Source organism: Bradyrhizobium sp. I1.14.4 (assembly GCF_050435825.1).
Taxonomy (GTDB): Bacteria; Pseudomonadota; Alphaproteobacteria; order Rhizobiales; family Xanthobacteraceae; genus Bradyrhizobium.
Window position 1 is genome coordinate 85,415 of sequence record NZ_JBNDLA010000013.1, and the last position, 17,025, is coordinate 102,439.

Consider the following 17,025-nt stretch of genomic DNA (forward strand, 5'->3'; position numbering starts at 1 on the left):
AGTGGGTACCGGTTCGCGTGAAGAAAACGCGTCAAACAAAGATCCGGAGCCCTTTCCGTTCCGATTCAATCGGAGCGGAAATGGCTCTGGTGCGCACCGCATCCGGGACGCGGGACCACTTATGCAGGAGGCGTGCCGTTGGCCGCAAGCACGGGACCGGCAAGATACAGCGAGCCGGTGATCAGGATGCGCGGCGGCACCTCGTAGGCCAGCGTGGCAAGCCGCTGCAACGCGGCGTCGACGCCGCTCGCGATCTCGACCCGCATGCCGAGCGCACGCGCCGCGTCCGCCACCCGGTCGGGTGGCATGCCGTTGTCGCGGCCGGGCACCGGGACTGCGATGATGTGGCGCGTCAGCCCGGCGAAATTGGCAAGGAAAGCATCGGCGTCCTTGTTGGCCATCATGCCTGTTATCACGACCAGCGGCCGCGACACGCGCTCCTCGAGATCGCCGAGCGCCGCGGCCGCAACGCGGCCGCCCTCGGCATTGTGGCCGCCATCGAGCCAGACCTCTGAGCCCTGCGGCCCCTGGCAGACCAGCGCGCCGGAGACCAGACGCTGCATTCGCGCCGGCCATTCCGCATTGACGATGCCGGCCTCATAGGCCGCGATGTTGAGCTTGAACGTGTCGATCGCCCGCAACGTTGCAATCGCAAGGCCCGCATTGTCGAATTGGTGCCGGCCGAACAGCTTTGGCGCGGCGAGATCCAGCAAGCCGCGCTCGTCCTGATAGACCAGCCGGCCGCGCTCGACGCCGACATGCCATTGCTGGCCGGCGGCATGCAGCGGCGCGCGCATGCGGTTCGCCTCCGCCTCGATTACCGCCATCGCGTCCGGCGCCTGCTCGGCGCAGACCACCGGCACCTTGCGCTTGATGATCGCGGCCTTCTCGCCGGCGATCGCCGTCAGTGTGTCACCGAGGAATTCCATGTGGTCCATGCTGACCGGCGCGATCACCGAGGCGAGCGGCGTCTCGACCACATTGGTGGAATCAAGCCGGCCGCCGAGGCCGACCTCGAGCAGCGCGACGTCGGCCGGATGCTTCGCGAACAGGCAGAACGCCACCGCCGTTTCCATCTCGAAGATGGTGATGGGGTTGCCGGCGTTGATACGTTCGCAATATTCGAACGTCGCGCGCAGCTCATCATCGCCGACGAGCTTGCCGCCGCCGGTCGCGCCCAGCCGGTAGCATTCGTTGATCCGCACCAGGTAGGGCGAGGTGAAGACGTGCACGCGCAGGCCTGATGCTTCCAGGATCGCGCGCAGATAGGCGATGGTCGAGCCCTTGCCGTTGGTGCCGGCGACATGGATCACCGGCGGCAGCTTGCGCTCGGGATGATCGAGCCGCTCCATCAGGCCGCGCATCCGATCGAGGCTGAGATCGATGCGCTTGGGATGCAGCGCCGATATCCGCGCGATCAACGCCTCGAACGAGGGTTGTGATGGGGCGGCGCTTCCGGTCACGCGTGCGGCGCGGCCGGCACCGTCTCCGGGGCCGTGACGATCTGGGCCGGCTCGGTGACCGGGGCGGTGGGCTTCGATGCGGTTTCAAGCGCCGGTGCCTTGGTCAGCAGGCGGCACAGCCGCGCCAGTGTGGCCCTCATGTCGTGGCGATGCACGACCATGTCGACCATGCCGTGCTCGCGCAGATATTCGGCACGCTGAAAACCGTCGGGCAGCTTCTCGCGGATAGTCTGCTCGATCACGCGCGCGCCGGCAAAGCCGATCAGCGCACCGGGCTCGGCGATCTGGATATCGCCGAGCATCGCATAGGATGCGGTGACGCCGCCGGTCGTCGGATTGGTCAGCACCACGATATAGGGCTGGCGTGCCTCGCGCAGCATCTGCACGCCGACGGTGGTACGCGGCATCTGCATCAGTGACAGAATGCCTTCCTGCATCCGCGCGCCGCCGGATGCGGCGAACACGATGAAGGGCGACTTCTTCTCGACCGCGAGCTCAAGCCCGCGCACCATCGCTTCACCGGCGGCCATGCCGAGCGAGCCGCCCATGAAATCGAAATCCTGCACCGCGACCACGACGCCGGCGCCTTCGAGCTTGCCGTAGCCGACCTTGATCGCATCGTTCAGCCCGGTCTTGGTGCGGGCGTCCTTGATGCGGTCGACATATTTGCGCTCGTCGCGGAACTTCAGCGGGTCGGGCGTCACCTCGGGCAACGCAACGTCGAACCAGGTCTCGTTGTCGAAGATCGACTTCAGCCGCGCCACCGCGCCCATCCGCATGTGGTAGTTCGAGCCGGGGATCACGAACTGGTTGGCCTCGACGTCCTTGTAGAACACGAGCTGCCCGGAATCCGGGCACTTGATCCAGAGGTTTTCCGGCGTCTCGCGACGCAGGATGTTGCGGATCTTCGGCCGGACGACGTTGGTGAGCCAGTTCATGGTTCGCTCCGAAATGCGGGTCGGTCCCGCACCAGCTGGATATATGGCGGGCCGGACGAACCCGGCAAGCCGCCGTCGGCGGCCTTGTTGCCGCAAAATGTGGCTTATTCAGCGGCCTGCTTGGCGCCCCGGACCCCCTGCGCCAGCGCGGACACCAGGTCCGCCACCGCGCTCACGGTCTTCGGCGTCGCGCGGCCCCCGGCATCGAGATTCGCGCGCACCGCATCGACGATCGCGGTGCCGACCACGGCGCCGTTGGCGCTTTCGGCGATCGCGCGCGCCGCCTCCGGGGTGCGGATGCCGAAGCCGACGCAGACCGGCAGCTTGGTGTGCCGCTTGATGCGGGCGACCGCTTCCGCAACCGCGTCCGAGTCGGCCGCCGCGCTGCCGGTGATGCCGGTGATCGAGACGTAGTAGACAAAGCCCGAGGTGTTCGCGAGCACCGCCGGCAGGCGCTTGTCATCGGTGGTCGGTGTCGCCAGCCGGATGAAGTTCAGCCCGGCCTTCATCGCGGGGATGCAGAGCTCGGTGTCTTCCTCCGGTGGCAGGTCGACGATGATCAGGCCGTCGACGCCGGCCGTCTTGGCGTCGGCCAGGAAGGTGTCGACGCCATAGATGTAGATCGGATTGTAGTAGCCCATCAGCACGATCGGCGTGGCATTGTCGTCCTTGCGGAAGTCGCCGACCATCGCCAGCGTCTTTCGCAGCGTCATGCCGCCCTTGAGCGCGCGCAGGCCCGCGGCCTGGATCGACGGGCCGTCGGCCATCGGATCGGTGAAGGGCATGCCGATCTCGATAACGTCGGCGCCGGCCTTGGGCAGCGCCTTGAGGATGTCGAGCGACGTCCTAGCGTCGGGATCGCCGGCCATCACGAAGGTGACGAAGGCGGAGCGGCCCTGCTGTCTCAGCTCGGCGAAACGTGCGTCGATACGGGTGCTCACTTCTTCCTGCCCTTCAAGATGTCGCCGACCTGCGGCACGTCCTTGTCGCCGCGGCCCGAGAGGTTGACCACCATCAGGTGATCCTTCGGCCGCTGCGGCGCGAGTTCGGATAATTTCGCGATGGCGTGTGCGGATTCCAGCGCCGGGATGATGCCCTCCAGCCGCGACAGCAGCTGGAATGCGGCCAGTGCCTCCTCGTCGGTCGCCGAGAGATATTTCACGCGGCCGGTCTCGTGCAGCCAGGCGTGCTCGGGGCCGATCCCGGGATAGTCGAGGCCCGCCGAGATCGAATGCGCTTCCTCGATCTGTCCGTCGGCGTCCATCAAAAGATAGGTGCGGTTACCGTGCAGCACGCCGGGACGCCCGCCGGCGAGCGAGGCGGCATGCAGCTGCGTCAGCCCGTGACCGGCCGCTTCGACACCGAAGATCTCGACCGAGGGATCGTCGAGGAACGGATGGAACAGACCCATCGCATTGGAGCCGCCGCCGATGCAGGCGATCAGCGAGTCCGGTAGCCGGCCCTCGGCCTCCTGCATCTGCTTGCGCGTCTCGTGGCCGATGATCGACTGGAAGTCGCGCACCATCATCGGATAGGGATGCGGGCCCGCCACCGTGCCGATGCAATAGAAGGTGTTGTGCACGTTGGTGACCCAATCGCGCAGCGCGTCGTTCATGGCGTCCTTCAGCGTGCGCGCGCCCGACTGCACCGGGATGACCTTGGCGCCCAGCATCTCCATGCGGATTACGTTCGGCTGCTGCCGCTCGACGTCGACCGCGCCCATGTAGACCACGCATTCGAGCCCGAAGCGCGCGCACAGCGTCGCCGTCGCCACGCCATGCTGGCCGGCGCCGGTCTCGGCGATGATGCGCTTCTTGCCCATGCGGCGCGCGACCATGATCTGGCCGAGCACGTTGTTGACCTTGTGCGAACCGGTGTGGTTGAGCTCCTCGCGCTTTAGATAGATCTTGGCGCCGCCGAGATGCTCGGTGAGCCGTTCTGCGAAATAGAGCGGCGAGGGCCGGCCGACATAGTCCTTCAGGTAGACGTTCATCTCGGCCTGGAACGCCGGATCGGCCTTGGCGTCGGCATAGGCCTTCTCGAGATCGAGGATCAGCGGCATCAGCGTTTCCGCGACGAAGCGTCCGCCGAAAATGCCGAAATGCCCGCGCTCGTCGGGGCCGCTGCGGAAGGAATTGCGGAGGTTTTGATTCATCGAACTATCAGTTCTTTATGTCGTTGAGCGACGTCGCCTCGTCTCCCTCGCCCCGCCCTTGCGGGGAGAGGGTCGGGGTGAGGGGCTCTCGCCTCAAATTGGTTGAGAGTTGTGACCGCGGAGGCTGCCCCTCACCCGGATCGCCAACGCGATCCGACCTCTCCCCGTAAACGGGGAGAGGTGAAGTGGGATCGGTTGCGCGTGCGGCGCGGATGAAGGCGCGGATCAGCTCGGGATCCTTGACGCCGGGCGTGCGCTCGACGCCCGACGACACGTCGACGCCGCCGGCCCGGGTGACGCGGACAGCCTCGGCGACGTTACCGGCGTTGAGCCCGCCGGAGACCATAAAGGGCAGCGCGAGATCGAGATTTTCCAGCACGTGCCAATCGAAGGGCGCGCCGAGACCGCCCGGCCGCGTGGCATCCTTCGGCGCGTGGGCATCGAACAGGATGCGGTCGGCGACGCCGGCATAGCCCGGCAACGGGGCGAGGTCGGCTGATGTCTCGACAGGCAGCGCCTTCATCAGCGGCAGGCCGAACTTCTGCTTGATGTCGCGCAGTCGCGCCGTGGTCTCCTTGCCGTGCAATTGCAGGATATCCGGCCGGAGCGTCTCGATGATGTTTTCCAGGGTCGCGTCGTCGGCATCGACTGATAGCGCGACCTTGACGGCGCGGCCGGTAGCCTGCTTGCCGAGCTCGCGCGCGGTCTCGAGGCTGATATGGCGCGGCGACGGGGAGAAGAACACGAACCCCACCATGTCAGCACCGCCCTCAAGCGCGACGTCGAGCGTCTCGCGCGTGGACAGGCCGCAGATTTTGACGAGCAGGGGCATGGTCTCGAAACGGGTCTCTGAAAACGGGTTTTCGGGCGGCCGGAACAGGGCTGGGCCCGGTCCGACGGGGCGGGTTCTACAACGTCGCGCCCTGCTTGTCTCGCCCATTGGGCCCGTAAAAGCCGAGTTGGGCCGGGGCCGAACGACGCTGCGCGTCGCCCCGGGAGGCGGCGGCCCTGAGGTCGGCGAGCTCGGCGCGGACGTGGCGGACGTCGGCCTCGTGCTGCCGGGCGGCGCGGCGCCAACGCCCCTGCCGGAACCAGGTCGCGATGCCGCCCGCGATCACGCCTGATATCGCGGAGGCGATGATGACGACGAACAGCGGCAGTGTGACCGCGACCGTCGGCGTCACGGAGTTGAAGGGATCAAACGACACCGTCACCCAGTGACGGTTGGCGACTGCAAAAATGATGAAGATCAGTCCGAGCGGAATGACGACCACTGCCGTGAAAAACCTTCGCATGACCATCTCTCGCAGCGCTGGAGAAAGTGCGGACACATCGCCCGCAGCACGGCAACGCCTGTCGTCGCGCCCCAGGCGTCAGCCTTGTTAGGCGTCAGCCTTGGGCGCGTCGATCTTGGAGGCTCCCACCTCGGTCACGTCGCGGTTGAGACGCTCGCGCATCTCCTTGCCGGTCTTGAAGAACGGCACGCTCTTCTGATCGACCGGCACATGCTCGCCGGTGCGCGGATTGCGGCCGGCGCGAGCCGGGCGATGCTTCACCGAGAATGCGCCAAAACCGCGCAGCTCGACGCGGTCGCCACGCGCCAGCGCCGCGACGATTTCATCGAGAATCGCATTCACAATATTCTCGACATCCCGCTGATAGAGGTGCGGGTTGTGCTCGGCGATACGCTGAACAAGTTCGGATTTAATCATCGAAAGTGGGATCCGGGCTCTTGCGGAAGTCCATTTCCGTGAAAATGCCGTGCACTGTCAAGACGCTAAATCGATTTAGGCCGTCGTGAAATCACGTGACAAATAGCCCAATTGGGGCATGCGGCGATTCCCGCAGAGCGAGAATACCCTGATCAGCACGCCTTTCGCAGCCGACTAGTCGGTTCCTCCCGGGGTCCACAGCGCCAGCATGCCGTCGAGCCCGAACCGGTCGACCGCCTGGGCCACGCCACCCTGCTCGATCCGCCGCGCGATGGCGCCAAGGCCGAGCGCATCGAGCGTCATGGACGCCGCGGTGCGCAGGAAGGTCAGGTCGCTGAGTCGCGGGTTAAGCTTGTAAGTGCGCACCGGCAGGTCGCTTTTGACGTTCTTCTCCGCAACCAGCCAAGCGATCGCGGTCTTTTCATCTCCTAGTTGATCGATCAGCTTGAGATCGACCGCCTGCCGACCGGTAAAGACGCGGCCATCAGCGACTTTGTCCAGCAGAGCGTCGTCCATGCCGCGCCGCTCCTTCACCAATCCACGGAACCATGCATAGGAGTCCTTGACCAGACCGTCGATCGCGGCGCGGGCCTCGGGGCTGGTCGGCTCAAAGCCGTTGGGCGCTGCCTTCAACGGCGAGGATTTGATCTCCTCCATCTTCACGCCGACGGTCTTGAGCAATTCCGAAACGTTCGGAAACTGGAAGAGCACGCCGATCGAGCCGACCAGCGAGGTCTGCTGGGCGACAATATGGTCGGAGGCGACAGCCGTGATGTAGCCGCCCGAGGCGGCCAAGCCCTCGACCACGACGACGAGCGGCTTCTTCGCCTTCAACTGCATCAGCGAGTCGTAGAGCTGCTCGGAGCCCGCGGTGGTACCGCCGGGCGAATTGATGTGCACGACAACGGCCGCATAGCTCGACTTGCCGAGCCGCTCCAGCGCCTCGACGCGCTCCTGGTCGCTGCGGATCAATCCCTCGATATTGATCCGCGCGATCGTGTTCGACGTCGAAAAGGTGCCGCGTCCGCCGGCGGCGACCACGCCCACGCCCACTACGGCCGCGATTGCGATGACCGCAGCGGCCACGCGCCAGAACGTCAGCTTGCGTCTGATACGGCGGCGGTCGACGATCACGTCCGAATCCAGCGACATCAGATCTCTCCAGAAATGGTCAGCGCACAACCCGCGCGTTTTGCAGTCGCAGCGTCACTATCAGCTTAGCCAAATACATCAATTGCGATGCAATATGAAGAAAACAAGGCCCGTAGTTCGGCAAACAAAAGGGCCCCGGCTTGCGCCGGGGCCCGATTGTTCGCCTGAATCGAGCGAATGCTTACTTGTCGGTACCGCGGTTCTTCAGCGCGGTGCCGAGGATGTCGCCAAGCGTCGCACCCGAATCGGAGGAGCCGTACTGCGCGATGGCTTCCTTCTCTTCGGCGACTTCCAGCGCCTTGATCGAGACCTGCACCTTGCGGGCCTTCTTGTCGAACTGGATGACGCGGGCATCGACCTTCTCGCCGACGGCGAAGCGCTCGGCGCGCTGGTCGTTGCGGTCGCGGGCCAGCTCTGACCGCTTGATGAAGGTGGTGAACTCGGTGCCGGAGATCCGGACCTCGATGCCGCTTTCCTTCACTTCGAGCACTTCGCAGGTCACGACCGCGCCCTTCTTGACGTCGCCCGGTTCGGCGAAGGGGTCGCCTTCAAGTTGCTTGACGCCGAGGGAAATGCGCTCCTTTTCGACATCGACATCGAGCACCACGGCCTTGACCACGTCACCCTTCTTGAAGTTGTCGATGACCTGCTCGCCCGGAAGCTTCCAGTCGAGGTCGGAGAGGTGGACCATGCCGTCGACATCGCCGTCGAGACCAAGGAACAGACCGAATTCGGTCTTGTTCTTGACCTCGCCTTCGACGGTCGAGCCGACCGGGAACTTCTCGACGAAGACTTCCCAGGGATTGCGCATGGTCTGCTTGAGACCGAGGGAGATGCGGCGTTTGACCGAATCCACTTCCAGCACCTGCACTTCGACTTCCTGCGAGGTCGACACGATCTTGCCGGGGTGCATGTTCTTCTTGGTCCACGACATCTCGGAGACGTGGATCAGGCCTTCGATGCCCGGCTCGAGCTCGACGAACGCGCCGTAGTCGGTGATGTTGGTGACGCGGCCGGTGAAGCGGGCACCCAGCGGGTACTTGGCTTCAATGCCCTGCCACGGATCATCAAGCAGCTGCTTCATGCCGAGCGAGATGCGGTGCGTCTCGTGGTTGATCTTGATGATCTTGACCTTCACCGTCTGGCCGATGGTCAGCACCTCGGTCGGGTGATTGACGCGGCGCCAGGCGATATCGGTCACGTGCAGCAGGCCGTCGATGCCGCCGAGATCAACGAACGCACCGTAATCGGTGATGTTCTTGACCACGCCGTCGATCACCTGACCCTCTTCGAGGTTCTGCACCAGCTCCTGGCGCTGCTCGGCGCGGGTCTCTTCGAGAACCGTGCGGCGCGACACCACGATGTTGCCGCGGCGGCGGTCCATCTTGAGGATCTGGAACGGCTGCGAATTGTTCATCAGCGGCGCGACGTCGCGGATCGGACGAATGTCGACCTGCGAGCGCGGCAGGAAGGCCACCGCACCGTCGAGGTCGACCGTGAAGCCGCCCTTGACCTGGTTGAAGATAACGCCGTTGACCTTTTCGTTGTTCTGGAACGCCTTCTCGAGCTTGCCCCAGCTTTCCTCGCGGCGCGCCTTGTCGCGCGACAGCACGGCTTCGCCGAGCGCATTCTCGATCCGGTCGAGAAACACCTCGACTTCGTCACCAACCTTCAGATCGCTTTCACGGCCGGGGCCAGCGAATTCGCGCAGCGCGACGCGGCCCTCAGTCTTCAGGCCGACGTCGATGACGGCCATGTCCTTCTCAATTGCAACCACCTTGCCCTTGATGACAGAGCTTTCCTGCAAATTGCCGCCGGCAAAGGATTCATCAAGCATCGCCGCGAAGTCGTCGCGGGTCGGGGTATAGGAAGACACAGTATTCGAAGCCATTTGTTCTCCAAATGCGGGATCTTGCCGGCCGTTCGGGTTGATGGGCGCACCGCGCGTGAAGTGTCAGGGTTCCGCAAACCCTGACGACCGCTCATTGCAGGAGGTGCAACAGCGGGCCGGCAGCAAAACTGCACGTTCGGTACGTTTGAATGATCCGGAGCCTGAAACGAAAATATCGACTTCAAGGACCTGGGAGCGGGCGTTCCTCCAGATGCGGCGAGGGCTCAAACCCGGCGCCGGCCCGCTCAGACACGGCCTCGACATCGTCGATGGCGCTCCGAACGGCGCTGATATAGCCCTGTAAGCCGCTTTCAGCAAGCAGGAAATGCCCAATTTTGCTGGGTTTTCGGGCCGAAACCGCCGCCGTTGCCTGCGATTCTAGCGCCTGGCGCGCGCGGCCTCGACGATGGCAATGGCGGCTTGGACGCCGGCCTCGATGTCGAGGTTGGAATTGTCCAGCGTGTGGGCATCCGGAGCCGGCCGCAAGGGCGCAATCGCCCGGTTCTTGTCCCGCTCGTCGCGTTTGACGATGTCGGCGAGCACCGCTTCCTCGTCGGCGTCCTCGCCGCGGGCGCGGGCTTCAAGGGTGCGTCGGCGCGCGCGTATGCGGGGATCGGCGATCACGAAGATCTTCACATCCGCATCCGGGCAAATCACGGTGCCGATGTCGCGTCCATCCAGCACCGCACCGGGCGGATCGGCGGCGAACTGGCGCTGGAAGTTCACCAGCACCTCGCGAACCTCCGGAATCGCCGACACCACCGAGGCGGCATCGCCGACCTTCTGGGTCTTCAGGATCGGATTGCCGAACTTTTCGGGATCGAGCTCCAGTGCCGCGGCCACCGCCAGCACCTTATTGCTGAGGTCGGCACCGGCCTGAATCATCGAATAGGCCACCGCGCGGTAGATCACGCCGGTGTCGAGATGGCGGTAGCCGTAGTGGTGGGCGAGCCGCTTGCCGAGCGTGCCCTTGCCTGAGGCGGCGGGTCCGTCGATGGCGATGATCATGTGAAATCAGCTCCGAGCGCGCGCATCATCGGAATGAAATCCGGAAAACTGGTGGCGATGAACGCGGTGTCGTCGATCTTCACCGGCCGATCGGACGCGCAGCCCATCACCAGCGCCGACATCGCGATGCGGTGATCCATATGGGTGGCAACGAGGCCGCCGCCCGGAACATGGCCGCGGCCCTCGACGATCAGATCGTCGCCGGACACCTCGACCTCGACGCCGTTGACGCGCAGCATGTCCGCGGTGGCTTCGAGACGGTCGGATTCCTTGACGCGCAACTCCTGCAGGCCGCGCATGATCGTGGTGCCCTCGGCAAACGCAGCCGCAACCGCCAGCACCAGATATTCGTCGATCATCGATGGCGCGCGCTCCGGCGGAACCTCGACGCCCTTAAGCTTCGAGGCGCGCACGCGCAACTGCGCCATCGGCTCGCCGGCATCGCCGCGCACGCCGCTCTCCTCGATCGAGGCGCCCATTTCGCGCAGCGTGGTGAACAGCCCGGTGCGCAGCGGATTGGTCATCACGTCGGAGAACACGACGTCGGACCCGTCGACGATCAGCGCCGCCACGATCGGGAACGACGCCGAAGACGGATCGGCGGGCACCACGACGTCTGCACCGTGCAGCTCGGGCTCGCCGTTCAGCGAGATCCTGCGGCCGTGGCCGCCTTCCTTTTCCGAGGAGATCTCGGCGCCGAAATGCTTCAGCATCAGCTCGGTATGATCACGGCTCGCCTCCTGCTCGATGACCGTGGTGATGCCAGGCGCGGACAGGCCCGCCAGCAGCACCGCGGACTTGATCTGGGCCGAGGCGACCGGCGTCTTGTAGACGATCGGCACCGGATAGCGGGCGCCGTGCAGCGTCAGCGGCAGCCTGCCGCCCTCCCGGATGTCACTGGTCCGGGCCCCCATCAGTTCCAACGGGTCGAGAATGCGACGCATCGGCCGCGAGCGCAGCGAGGCGTCGCCATCGAAGACGGCCGCGATCGGACAGCCGGCGACGGCCCCCATCACCAGCCGGCAGCCGGTGCCGGAATTGCCGAAATCGAGCGGGACGGAAGGTTGGGCGAAGCCGCCGACCCCGACGCCGGAGACCGACCAGGTAAATGGCGCCGTCCGCTCCACTTTCGCGCCCAGCGCCCGCATGGATTTGGCCGTATTGAGCACGTCCTCGCCTTCCAGAAGGCCGGAAATGCGGGTTTCTCCGACCGAAAGCGCCCCCAGGATCAGGGCGCGGTGGGAGATCGATTTGTCGCCGGGAACGCGGACCTTGCCGGCCAGGGGGCCGCAGGCGCGCGCTTCCAGCGGGGTCGGGGTGTCAGAATGGGCCAAGATTGTGTCCTCTCGCGCCGGCGCAGGTATCACATAGGCAACACCGCGTCACGCGCCCGTCACTTGCGTGCAAACCGCTATTGACAGCGGCTCCTCAACTAGCCAAGTGAAGCTCCGTTTTTCAGCAAAATTCTGGGATTACCACGTGGCCAAGTCCGAGCTCGGAACCAAGCGCATTTGCCCAACCACGGGCAAGAAATTCTATGACCTCAACAAGAACCCGGTGATTTCGCCCTACACCGGCGAGGTCGTGCCGATCGCGCCCGTGGCCCCGCCGCGGGGTCGTGGCGCCCCCGTCAGTTCGCCTGCGACCGCCGCCGAGATGCCCGAGGCAGCCGAGACCGAAGAGTTGGTCTCGCTCGAGGAAGCCGATGCCGAGGAGAACACCGGGAAAGTCAAGGCCGTGGTTCCCGAATCCGAGGACGACATTGAGGTCGACGAAACCATCGACGACGACGACGACGACGATTCCACCTTCATCGCCGACGAGGAAGAGGGCGATGAGGACGTGACCGACATCATTGGTGACGTCGGCGGCGACGAAGAGACTTGAGATCGGCGCCGATCTATGATCAACGGTGCTGCCGCGCGAGTCGTCCAGGCCGCGCGGGCCAGGATTGATCCCCCAGGATCATCCCAACTGGATAAGGGGCCATAGCTCAGCTGGGAGAGCGCTTGCATGGCATGCAAGAGGTCGGCGGTTCGATCCCGCCTGGCTCCACCAGCCTTCGCTCGCTTCGCGAGCTTCGGCTGGGCAAGCCCGGGAAGTCCATCGTAGCGAAGTGAGCGAAGGCTGCCCCGCCATAGCCCAAAGGGCGACGGCGGGCCGAAGCAAGCTGCTTCTACTACTTCCGATTACCGATGCATTGTTCCGCAGAAACTCGCTCGCTTCGCGAGCTTCGGCCGGGCAAGCCCGGGAAGTCCCTCGTAGCGAAGCGAACGAAGGCTGCCCCGCCATAGCCCGAAGGCGACGGCGGGCTGAGGCACGGCGTTTTCTGCGAGTTCCGATTGCTGATGTATCCTTTCTACGGAGGGATACGCCATGAAATATGTCTACATTCTCGAAAGTCTCGATGCCGAGCATTTCTACGTCGGCATAACCGACGACGTGCACGCTCGTCTGGCAAAGCATAACGCGAGGGAGGTCCCGCATACCTCGAAGTATGGGCCCTGGCGGCTGAGAACCTATATCGCTTTCAGCGACGAACGGCTCGCCATTGCATTCGAACGCTATCTAAAGTCCGGCTCGGGACGGGCATTCGCAAAGAAGCATTTCTGACCCGCAAGTCGCCGCGCCCCCTAATCGCCCAGCACCGCATTCAGCCGGTCGCGCAGCGCCACGATCTCATCCTTCATCGCCAGCAATTCGCCGACCGAGCAGGCCGAGGCCGCGAGGATCGACTGCGGGACGGCCTTCGCCTTTTCGCGCAGCGCCTGGCCCTGTGGCGTCAGCGCGATCAGCACCACCCGCTCGTCTTCGGTGCTGCGGGTCCGCTTGACCAGCTCCGCCGCCTCCAGCCGCTTCAGCAGCGGCGTCAGCGTGCCGGAATCCAGAAACAGGCGCTCGCCGAGGTCTTTCACCGGCACGTCGTCGCGCTCCCATAGCGCCAGCATCACGAGATACTGCGGATAGGTCAGCCCGAGCCGGTCGAGCAGCGGCTTGTAAACGCGGTTGAAGGCGTGTGCGGTCGAATAGACCGCAAAGCAGATCTGGTTATCGAGCCGCAGCGCCTGATCCGCCGCCGTCTGTTTCCTGACCATGATTCCCATCGAAGCCATCTCGTTTCCGGGTCATTCTGGGCTCACGGGACCGCGGATTCAATTGCGAACAATTAAATGTGAGGCCGCATATTTTATATTGTGCACAATCTATTTGCGTGCAATACACAAAGCGTCGAATTCAAAGCGAAGTCCAAACCCAAAGGGAGACCACGATGTCTGTGAACGTGCTCTACAAGACCAGCGCCAAGGCAACCGGCGGCCGCGACGGCCATGCGGCAACGCTCGACGGCGCGCTCGACGTCAAGCTCACGACCCCGAAGGAGCTCGGTGGCGGCGGTGGCGCCGGCAACAATCCAGAGCAGCTGTTCGCGGCCGGCTATGCCGCCTGCTTCATCGGCGCCATGAAGTTCGTGGCCTCGCAGGGCGGACCGAAGGTTCCCGCCGACGCCTCGGTCACCTCGACCGTCGGCATCGGCCCGCGCTCGGAAGGCGGCTTTGGCCTCGCGGTCGACCTCGTCGTCTCGCTGCCCGGCCTTTCCCGCACTGAGGCCGAAGCACTGGTCGAAAAGGCCCACCACGTGTGCCCCTATTCCAACGCGACCCGCGGCAATGTCGACGTCAAGCTAAGCGTCGTCTAATTCACCTTGCGCCAATAGTCCGCCACATCGGCGTGGCGGACTATTACGTTGTCGACGAACCACTGCATTTCAGATGCCGGTTCGCTTGGCGAACGCACGCGCGGCCCGCTGCATGGGCCTGCGCCGACGGAAGCATTGCTGCCTCGCCTGAAGACCGTTAGCTCTGGGACCTCGTTTTCGAACCCAACTGAGCGAAGGTTGTTTCCATGAATACCCCAGCGGCTACGGGCGCGATGACCGGACTGCGCGTGATCGATCTGACGCGCGTGCTCGGCGGCCCGTATTGCACCCAGATTCTCGCCGACCACGGCGCCGACGTGATCAAGGTCGAGCCGCCCGCCGGCGACGAGGTGCGCGACTGGGGCCCTCCCTTCCACGAGGAAGACGCGGCCTATTTCGTCGGCATCAACCGCAACAAGCGCTCGATCGGCCTCGACCTCGCCTCCGAGGGCGGCCGCGTGGTGCTGATGAAGATGCTCGAGACGGCCGACGTGCTGATCGAGAACTTCAAGCCGGGCACACTCGACAAATGGGGCATCGGCAACGACGTGCTGCGCGCGAAATTTCCGCACCTCGTGCATTGCCGGATCTCCGGCTTCGGCGCCGACGGCCCGCGCGGCGGCAATCCCGGCTATGACGCGATCATCCAGGCGATGACCGGCATGATCGCGGCCACCGGCTCGCCGGAGAGCGGCCCGATGCGCATCGGCGTGCCATTGGTTGACATCACCACCGGGCTCTACGCGGCGATCGGCATCCTGATGGCGCTGTCGGAGCGGCAGCGCTCGGGGCTCGGCCAGTTCATCGAGACGACGCTGTACGAGACCGGGCTTGCGATCATGCATCCGCACGCCGCGAACTATTTCATGCATGGCAAGCCGCCGTCGCTCACCGGCAACGAGCATCCCAACCTCGTGCCCTACGCGATCTTCCCGACCAGGACCGACAACATCTTCATCGGCGTCGGCAATGACGGCACCTTCCGCAAGCTCGCCAAGGAGATCAGCAAGCCCGAGCTCGGCACCGATCCGCGCTTTGCCCGCAACAAGGATCGCATCGCCAACCGCGATGCGCTGCGCCTCGAGCTTGCCGCGGTGTTCAGCCAGCACGAGGCCGAACCGCTCTGCAACCGGCTGCTCGCCGCCGGCCTGCCGGCAGGCCCGGTGCAGAAGATCGACCAGGCGCTGACCAACCCGCACACCATCCATCGCGGCGACGTCATCGAAAAGGATTGGTACAAGGGCGTCGCCTCGCCGATCCGCCTCGAGCGCACCAAGCCGAGCCTGCGCCGCACGCCGCCGAAGTTCAGCCAGCACGCCGCGGAAGTGCTGGGCGAGTTCGGCTACTCCAGGGACGAGATCAACAGCCTGGTTGAAAAGGGCGTGGTCTGCGGTCCCCAGCGCAAGCGCTAGATCGTTTCGAGCGAATCGGGCACCGGGTCGCGTCAACGCAGCGCGACCAGCCATCGACACTGCGGTGCAACGTCGCGTCCGGCGTTGCACCGCACGGACGCGGCTACGATCTCCGCCTTTTTTACCGCTTCCCTTTGCCTCGACTTCCCCCCTACCATGACTTTCGATTATACGGTCATTTGAACGTCATCCGGCGCTGTTAACGCGCGCAACGAAAGACGATGTTCCAACCGGGAGGGGCTTTTGATGATTTTTCGACGACTCGGCGCTGCTGCGGCAGCCGCTGCCACACTTGTATTCGCGTCGCCTGCGTTTGCGGTGACGGAGATTCAGTGGTGGCACGCGATGACCGGCGCCAACAATGACGTCATCGTCAAGCTGGCCAGCGACTTCAACGCCTCGCAGTCCGACTACAAGGTGATCCCGACCTACAAGGGCGGCTACGCCGACACCATGAACGCCGGCATCGCCGCATTCCGCGCCGGCAACGCGCCGCACATCATGCAAGTGTTTGAGGTCGGCACCGCGACGATGATGGCCGCCACCGGCGCCGTCAAACCAGTCTACAAGCTGATGGCCGACGCCGGCGAGAAGTTCGATCCGAGCGTCTATCTGCCCGCGATCACCGGCTACTACTCGACCACGAAGGGCGAGATGCTGTCATTCCCCTTCAACTCGTCGTCCACCGTGATGTGGGTCAATCTCGACGCGCTGAAGAAAGCCAACATCACGGAGATCCCGAAGACCTGGCCGCAGGTGTTCGAGGACGCCAAGAAGCTGAAGACGGCCGGCTACACCACCTGCGGCTTCTCCGGCTCCTGGGTCACCTGGGTCAATCTCGAGCAGCTCTCGGCCTGGCACAACGTGCCGCTGGCCAGCAAGGCTAACGGCCTCGACAGCTTCGACACCGTGCTCGAGTTCAACGGCCCGCTGCAGGTCAAGCATCTCGAGAACCTGGTCGAGTTGCAGAAGGACAAGACCTACGACTACGCCGGCCGCACCAACACCGGCGAAGGCCGCTTCACCTCGGGCGAGTGCCCGATCTACCTGACCTCGTCGGCCTTCTTCGGCAACGTCAAGGCGCAGGCCAAGTTCAACTTCACCGCCGCGCCGATGCCCTATTATCCCGACGTCAAGGGTGCGCCGCAGAACTCGATCATCGGCGGCGCCTCGCTCTGGGTGATGGGCGGCAAGTCGGCCGACGAATACAAGGGCGTGGCCAAGTTCCTGACCTTCCTCTCGGACACCGACCGCCAGATCTGGATCCACAAGGCCTCGGGCTATCTGCCGATCACCAAGGCGGCCTACGCCAAGGCCAAGGCGGAAGGCTTCTACAAGGACCAGCCCTATCTGGAGACCCCGCTGCTCGAGCTCACCAACAAGGAGCCGACCGAGAATTCCCGTGGTCTGCGCCTCGGCAACATGGTGCAGCTGCGCGACATGTGGTCGGAGGAGATCGAACAGGCACTGGCCGGCAAGAAGACCGCGAAGCAGGCGCTCGACTCGGCCGTCGAGCGCGGCAACCAGATGCTCCGGCAGTTTGAAAAGACCGCCGTCCGCTGACATGATGCCTTCGGGCATGATCCGGAAAAGTGCGCCG

Annotated in this window: 16 protein-coding genes, 1 tRNA gene and 1 pseudogene; 6 read left to right on the top strand and 12 right to left on the bottom strand. The window is 64.6% G+C overall.

Annotated elements, in window-relative coordinates:
- Positions 1-119 precede the first annotated feature (119 nt).
- The 11 genes and pseudogenes from ABIB78_RS24500 to aroA all read right to left on the bottom strand — a co-directional run bounded on the left by ABIB78_RS24500 (position 120) and on the right by aroA (position 11,653).
- Positions 120-1,364 (bottom strand): bifunctional folylpolyglutamate synthase/dihydrofolate synthase, encoded by a 1,245-nt coding sequence (locus ABIB78_RS24500; RefSeq protein ID WP_429029233.1) that lies wholly within the window; start codon positions 1,362-1,364, stop codon positions 120-122.
- Positions 1,365-1,459: 95 nt separating this feature from the next.
- Complete coding sequence (gene accD, locus ABIB78_RS24505) at positions 1,460-2,401, bottom strand: acetyl-CoA carboxylase, carboxyltransferase subunit beta (RefSeq protein ID WP_429029161.1); 942 nt, start codon at positions 2,399-2,401, stop codon at positions 1,460-1,462.
- Between the two features lie 104 nt (positions 2,402-2,505).
- Complete coding sequence (trpA, locus tag ABIB78_RS24510) at positions 2,506-3,342, bottom strand: tryptophan synthase subunit alpha (protein WP_429029162.1); 837 nt, start codon at positions 3,340-3,342, stop codon at positions 2,506-2,508.
- Positions 3,339-4,556 carry a tryptophan synthase subunit beta gene (trpB, locus tag ABIB78_RS24515; RefSeq protein ID WP_429029163.1) on the bottom strand — a complete coding sequence of 406 codons (1,218 nt, stop codon included), beginning with the start codon at positions 4,554-4,556 and terminating at the stop codon, positions 3,339-3,341. Before trpB ends, trpA begins: the two co-directional genes overlap by 4 nt.
- Before the next feature lie 181 nt (positions 4,557-4,737).
- A pseudogene (locus ABIB78_RS24520) lies at positions 4,738-5,388 on the bottom strand (phosphoribosylanthranilate isomerase); the annotation flags it as partial.
- Between the two features lie 76 nt (positions 5,389-5,464).
- On the bottom strand, positions 5,465-5,851 hold the full coding sequence (locus ABIB78_RS24525; RefSeq protein WP_429029164.1) for a LapA family protein: 387 nt from the start codon (positions 5,849-5,851) through the stop codon (positions 5,465-5,467).
- A gap of 87 nt (positions 5,852-5,938) precedes the next feature.
- Complete coding sequence (locus tag ABIB78_RS24530) at positions 5,939-6,268, bottom strand: integration host factor subunit beta (protein WP_429029165.1); 330 nt, start codon at positions 6,266-6,268, stop codon at positions 5,939-5,941.
- 174 nt (positions 6,269-6,442) lie between these two features.
- On the bottom strand, positions 6,443-7,420 hold the full coding sequence (gene sppA, locus ABIB78_RS24535; protein WP_429029166.1) for a signal peptide peptidase SppA: 978 nt from the start codon (positions 7,418-7,420) through the stop codon (positions 6,443-6,445).
- 181 nt (positions 7,421-7,601) lie between these two features.
- On the bottom strand, positions 7,602-9,311 hold the full coding sequence (gene rpsA / locus ABIB78_RS24540; RefSeq protein ID WP_429029167.1) for a 30S ribosomal protein S1: 1,710 nt from the start codon (positions 9,309-9,311) through the stop codon (positions 7,602-7,604).
- 378 nt (positions 9,312-9,689) lie between these two features.
- Entirely contained in the window at positions 9,690-10,319 is a 630-nt protein-coding gene (cmk, locus tag ABIB78_RS24545) for a (d)CMP kinase (protein ID WP_429029168.1), read from the bottom strand.
- Complete coding sequence (aroA, locus tag ABIB78_RS24550; RefSeq protein ID WP_429029169.1) at positions 10,316-11,653, bottom strand: 3-phosphoshikimate 1-carboxyvinyltransferase; 1,338 nt, start codon at positions 11,651-11,653, stop codon at positions 10,316-10,318. Before aroA ends, cmk begins: the two co-directional genes overlap by 4 nt.
- Before the next feature lie 145 nt (positions 11,654-11,798).
- On the opposite strand from aroA, the gene ABIB78_RS24555 reads away from it, so the two are divergent.
- The 3 genes from ABIB78_RS24555 to ABIB78_RS24565 all read left to right on the top strand — a co-directional run bounded on the left by ABIB78_RS24555 (position 11,799) and on the right by ABIB78_RS24565 (position 12,932).
- Positions 11,799-12,206 (top strand): TIGR02300 family protein, encoded by a 408-nt coding sequence (locus tag ABIB78_RS24555; RefSeq protein WP_429029234.1) that lies wholly within the window; start codon positions 11,799-11,801, stop codon positions 12,204-12,206.
- A 95-nt stretch (positions 12,207-12,301) separates the two neighbouring features.
- Positions 12,302-12,377: transfer RNA gene (locus ABIB78_RS24560), tRNA-Ala, on the top strand.
- 318 nt (positions 12,378-12,695) lie between these two features.
- The gene (locus tag ABIB78_RS24565) at positions 12,696-12,932 is read left to right on the top strand and encodes a GIY-YIG nuclease family protein (protein WP_429029170.1); all 237 of its coding nucleotides are present in this window, start codon (positions 12,696-12,698) and stop codon (positions 12,930-12,932) included.
- Between the two features lie 20 nt (positions 12,933-12,952).
- On the opposite strand, the gene ABIB78_RS24570 is transcribed toward ABIB78_RS24565, so the two are convergent.
- Positions 12,953-13,414: a MarR family winged helix-turn-helix transcriptional regulator gene (locus tag ABIB78_RS24570; protein WP_429029235.1), complete on the bottom strand. Its 462-nt coding sequence runs from the start codon at positions 13,412-13,414 to the stop codon at positions 12,953-12,955.
- Between the two features lie 173 nt (positions 13,415-13,587).
- Here ABIB78_RS24570 and ABIB78_RS24575 point away from each other — a divergent pair, with 173 nt between their 5' ends.
- From ABIB78_RS24575 to ugpB, 3 genes are all read left to right on the top strand, one after another.
- Positions 13,588-14,013: an organic hydroperoxide resistance protein gene (locus tag ABIB78_RS24575; RefSeq protein WP_429029171.1), complete on the top strand. Its 426-nt coding sequence runs from the start codon at positions 13,588-13,590 to the stop codon at positions 14,011-14,013.
- A gap of 206 nt (positions 14,014-14,219) precedes the next feature.
- Positions 14,220-15,425: a CaiB/BaiF CoA transferase family protein gene (locus ABIB78_RS24580; RefSeq protein WP_429029172.1), complete on the top strand. Its 1,206-nt coding sequence runs from the start codon at positions 14,220-14,222 to the stop codon at positions 15,423-15,425.
- 246 nt (positions 15,426-15,671) lie between these two features.
- Positions 15,672-16,988 (top strand): sn-glycerol-3-phosphate ABC transporter substrate-binding protein UgpB, encoded by a 1,317-nt coding sequence (gene ugpB / locus ABIB78_RS24585; protein ID WP_429029173.1) that lies wholly within the window; start codon positions 15,672-15,674, stop codon positions 16,986-16,988.
- Positions 16,989-17,025 lie beyond the last annotated feature (37 nt).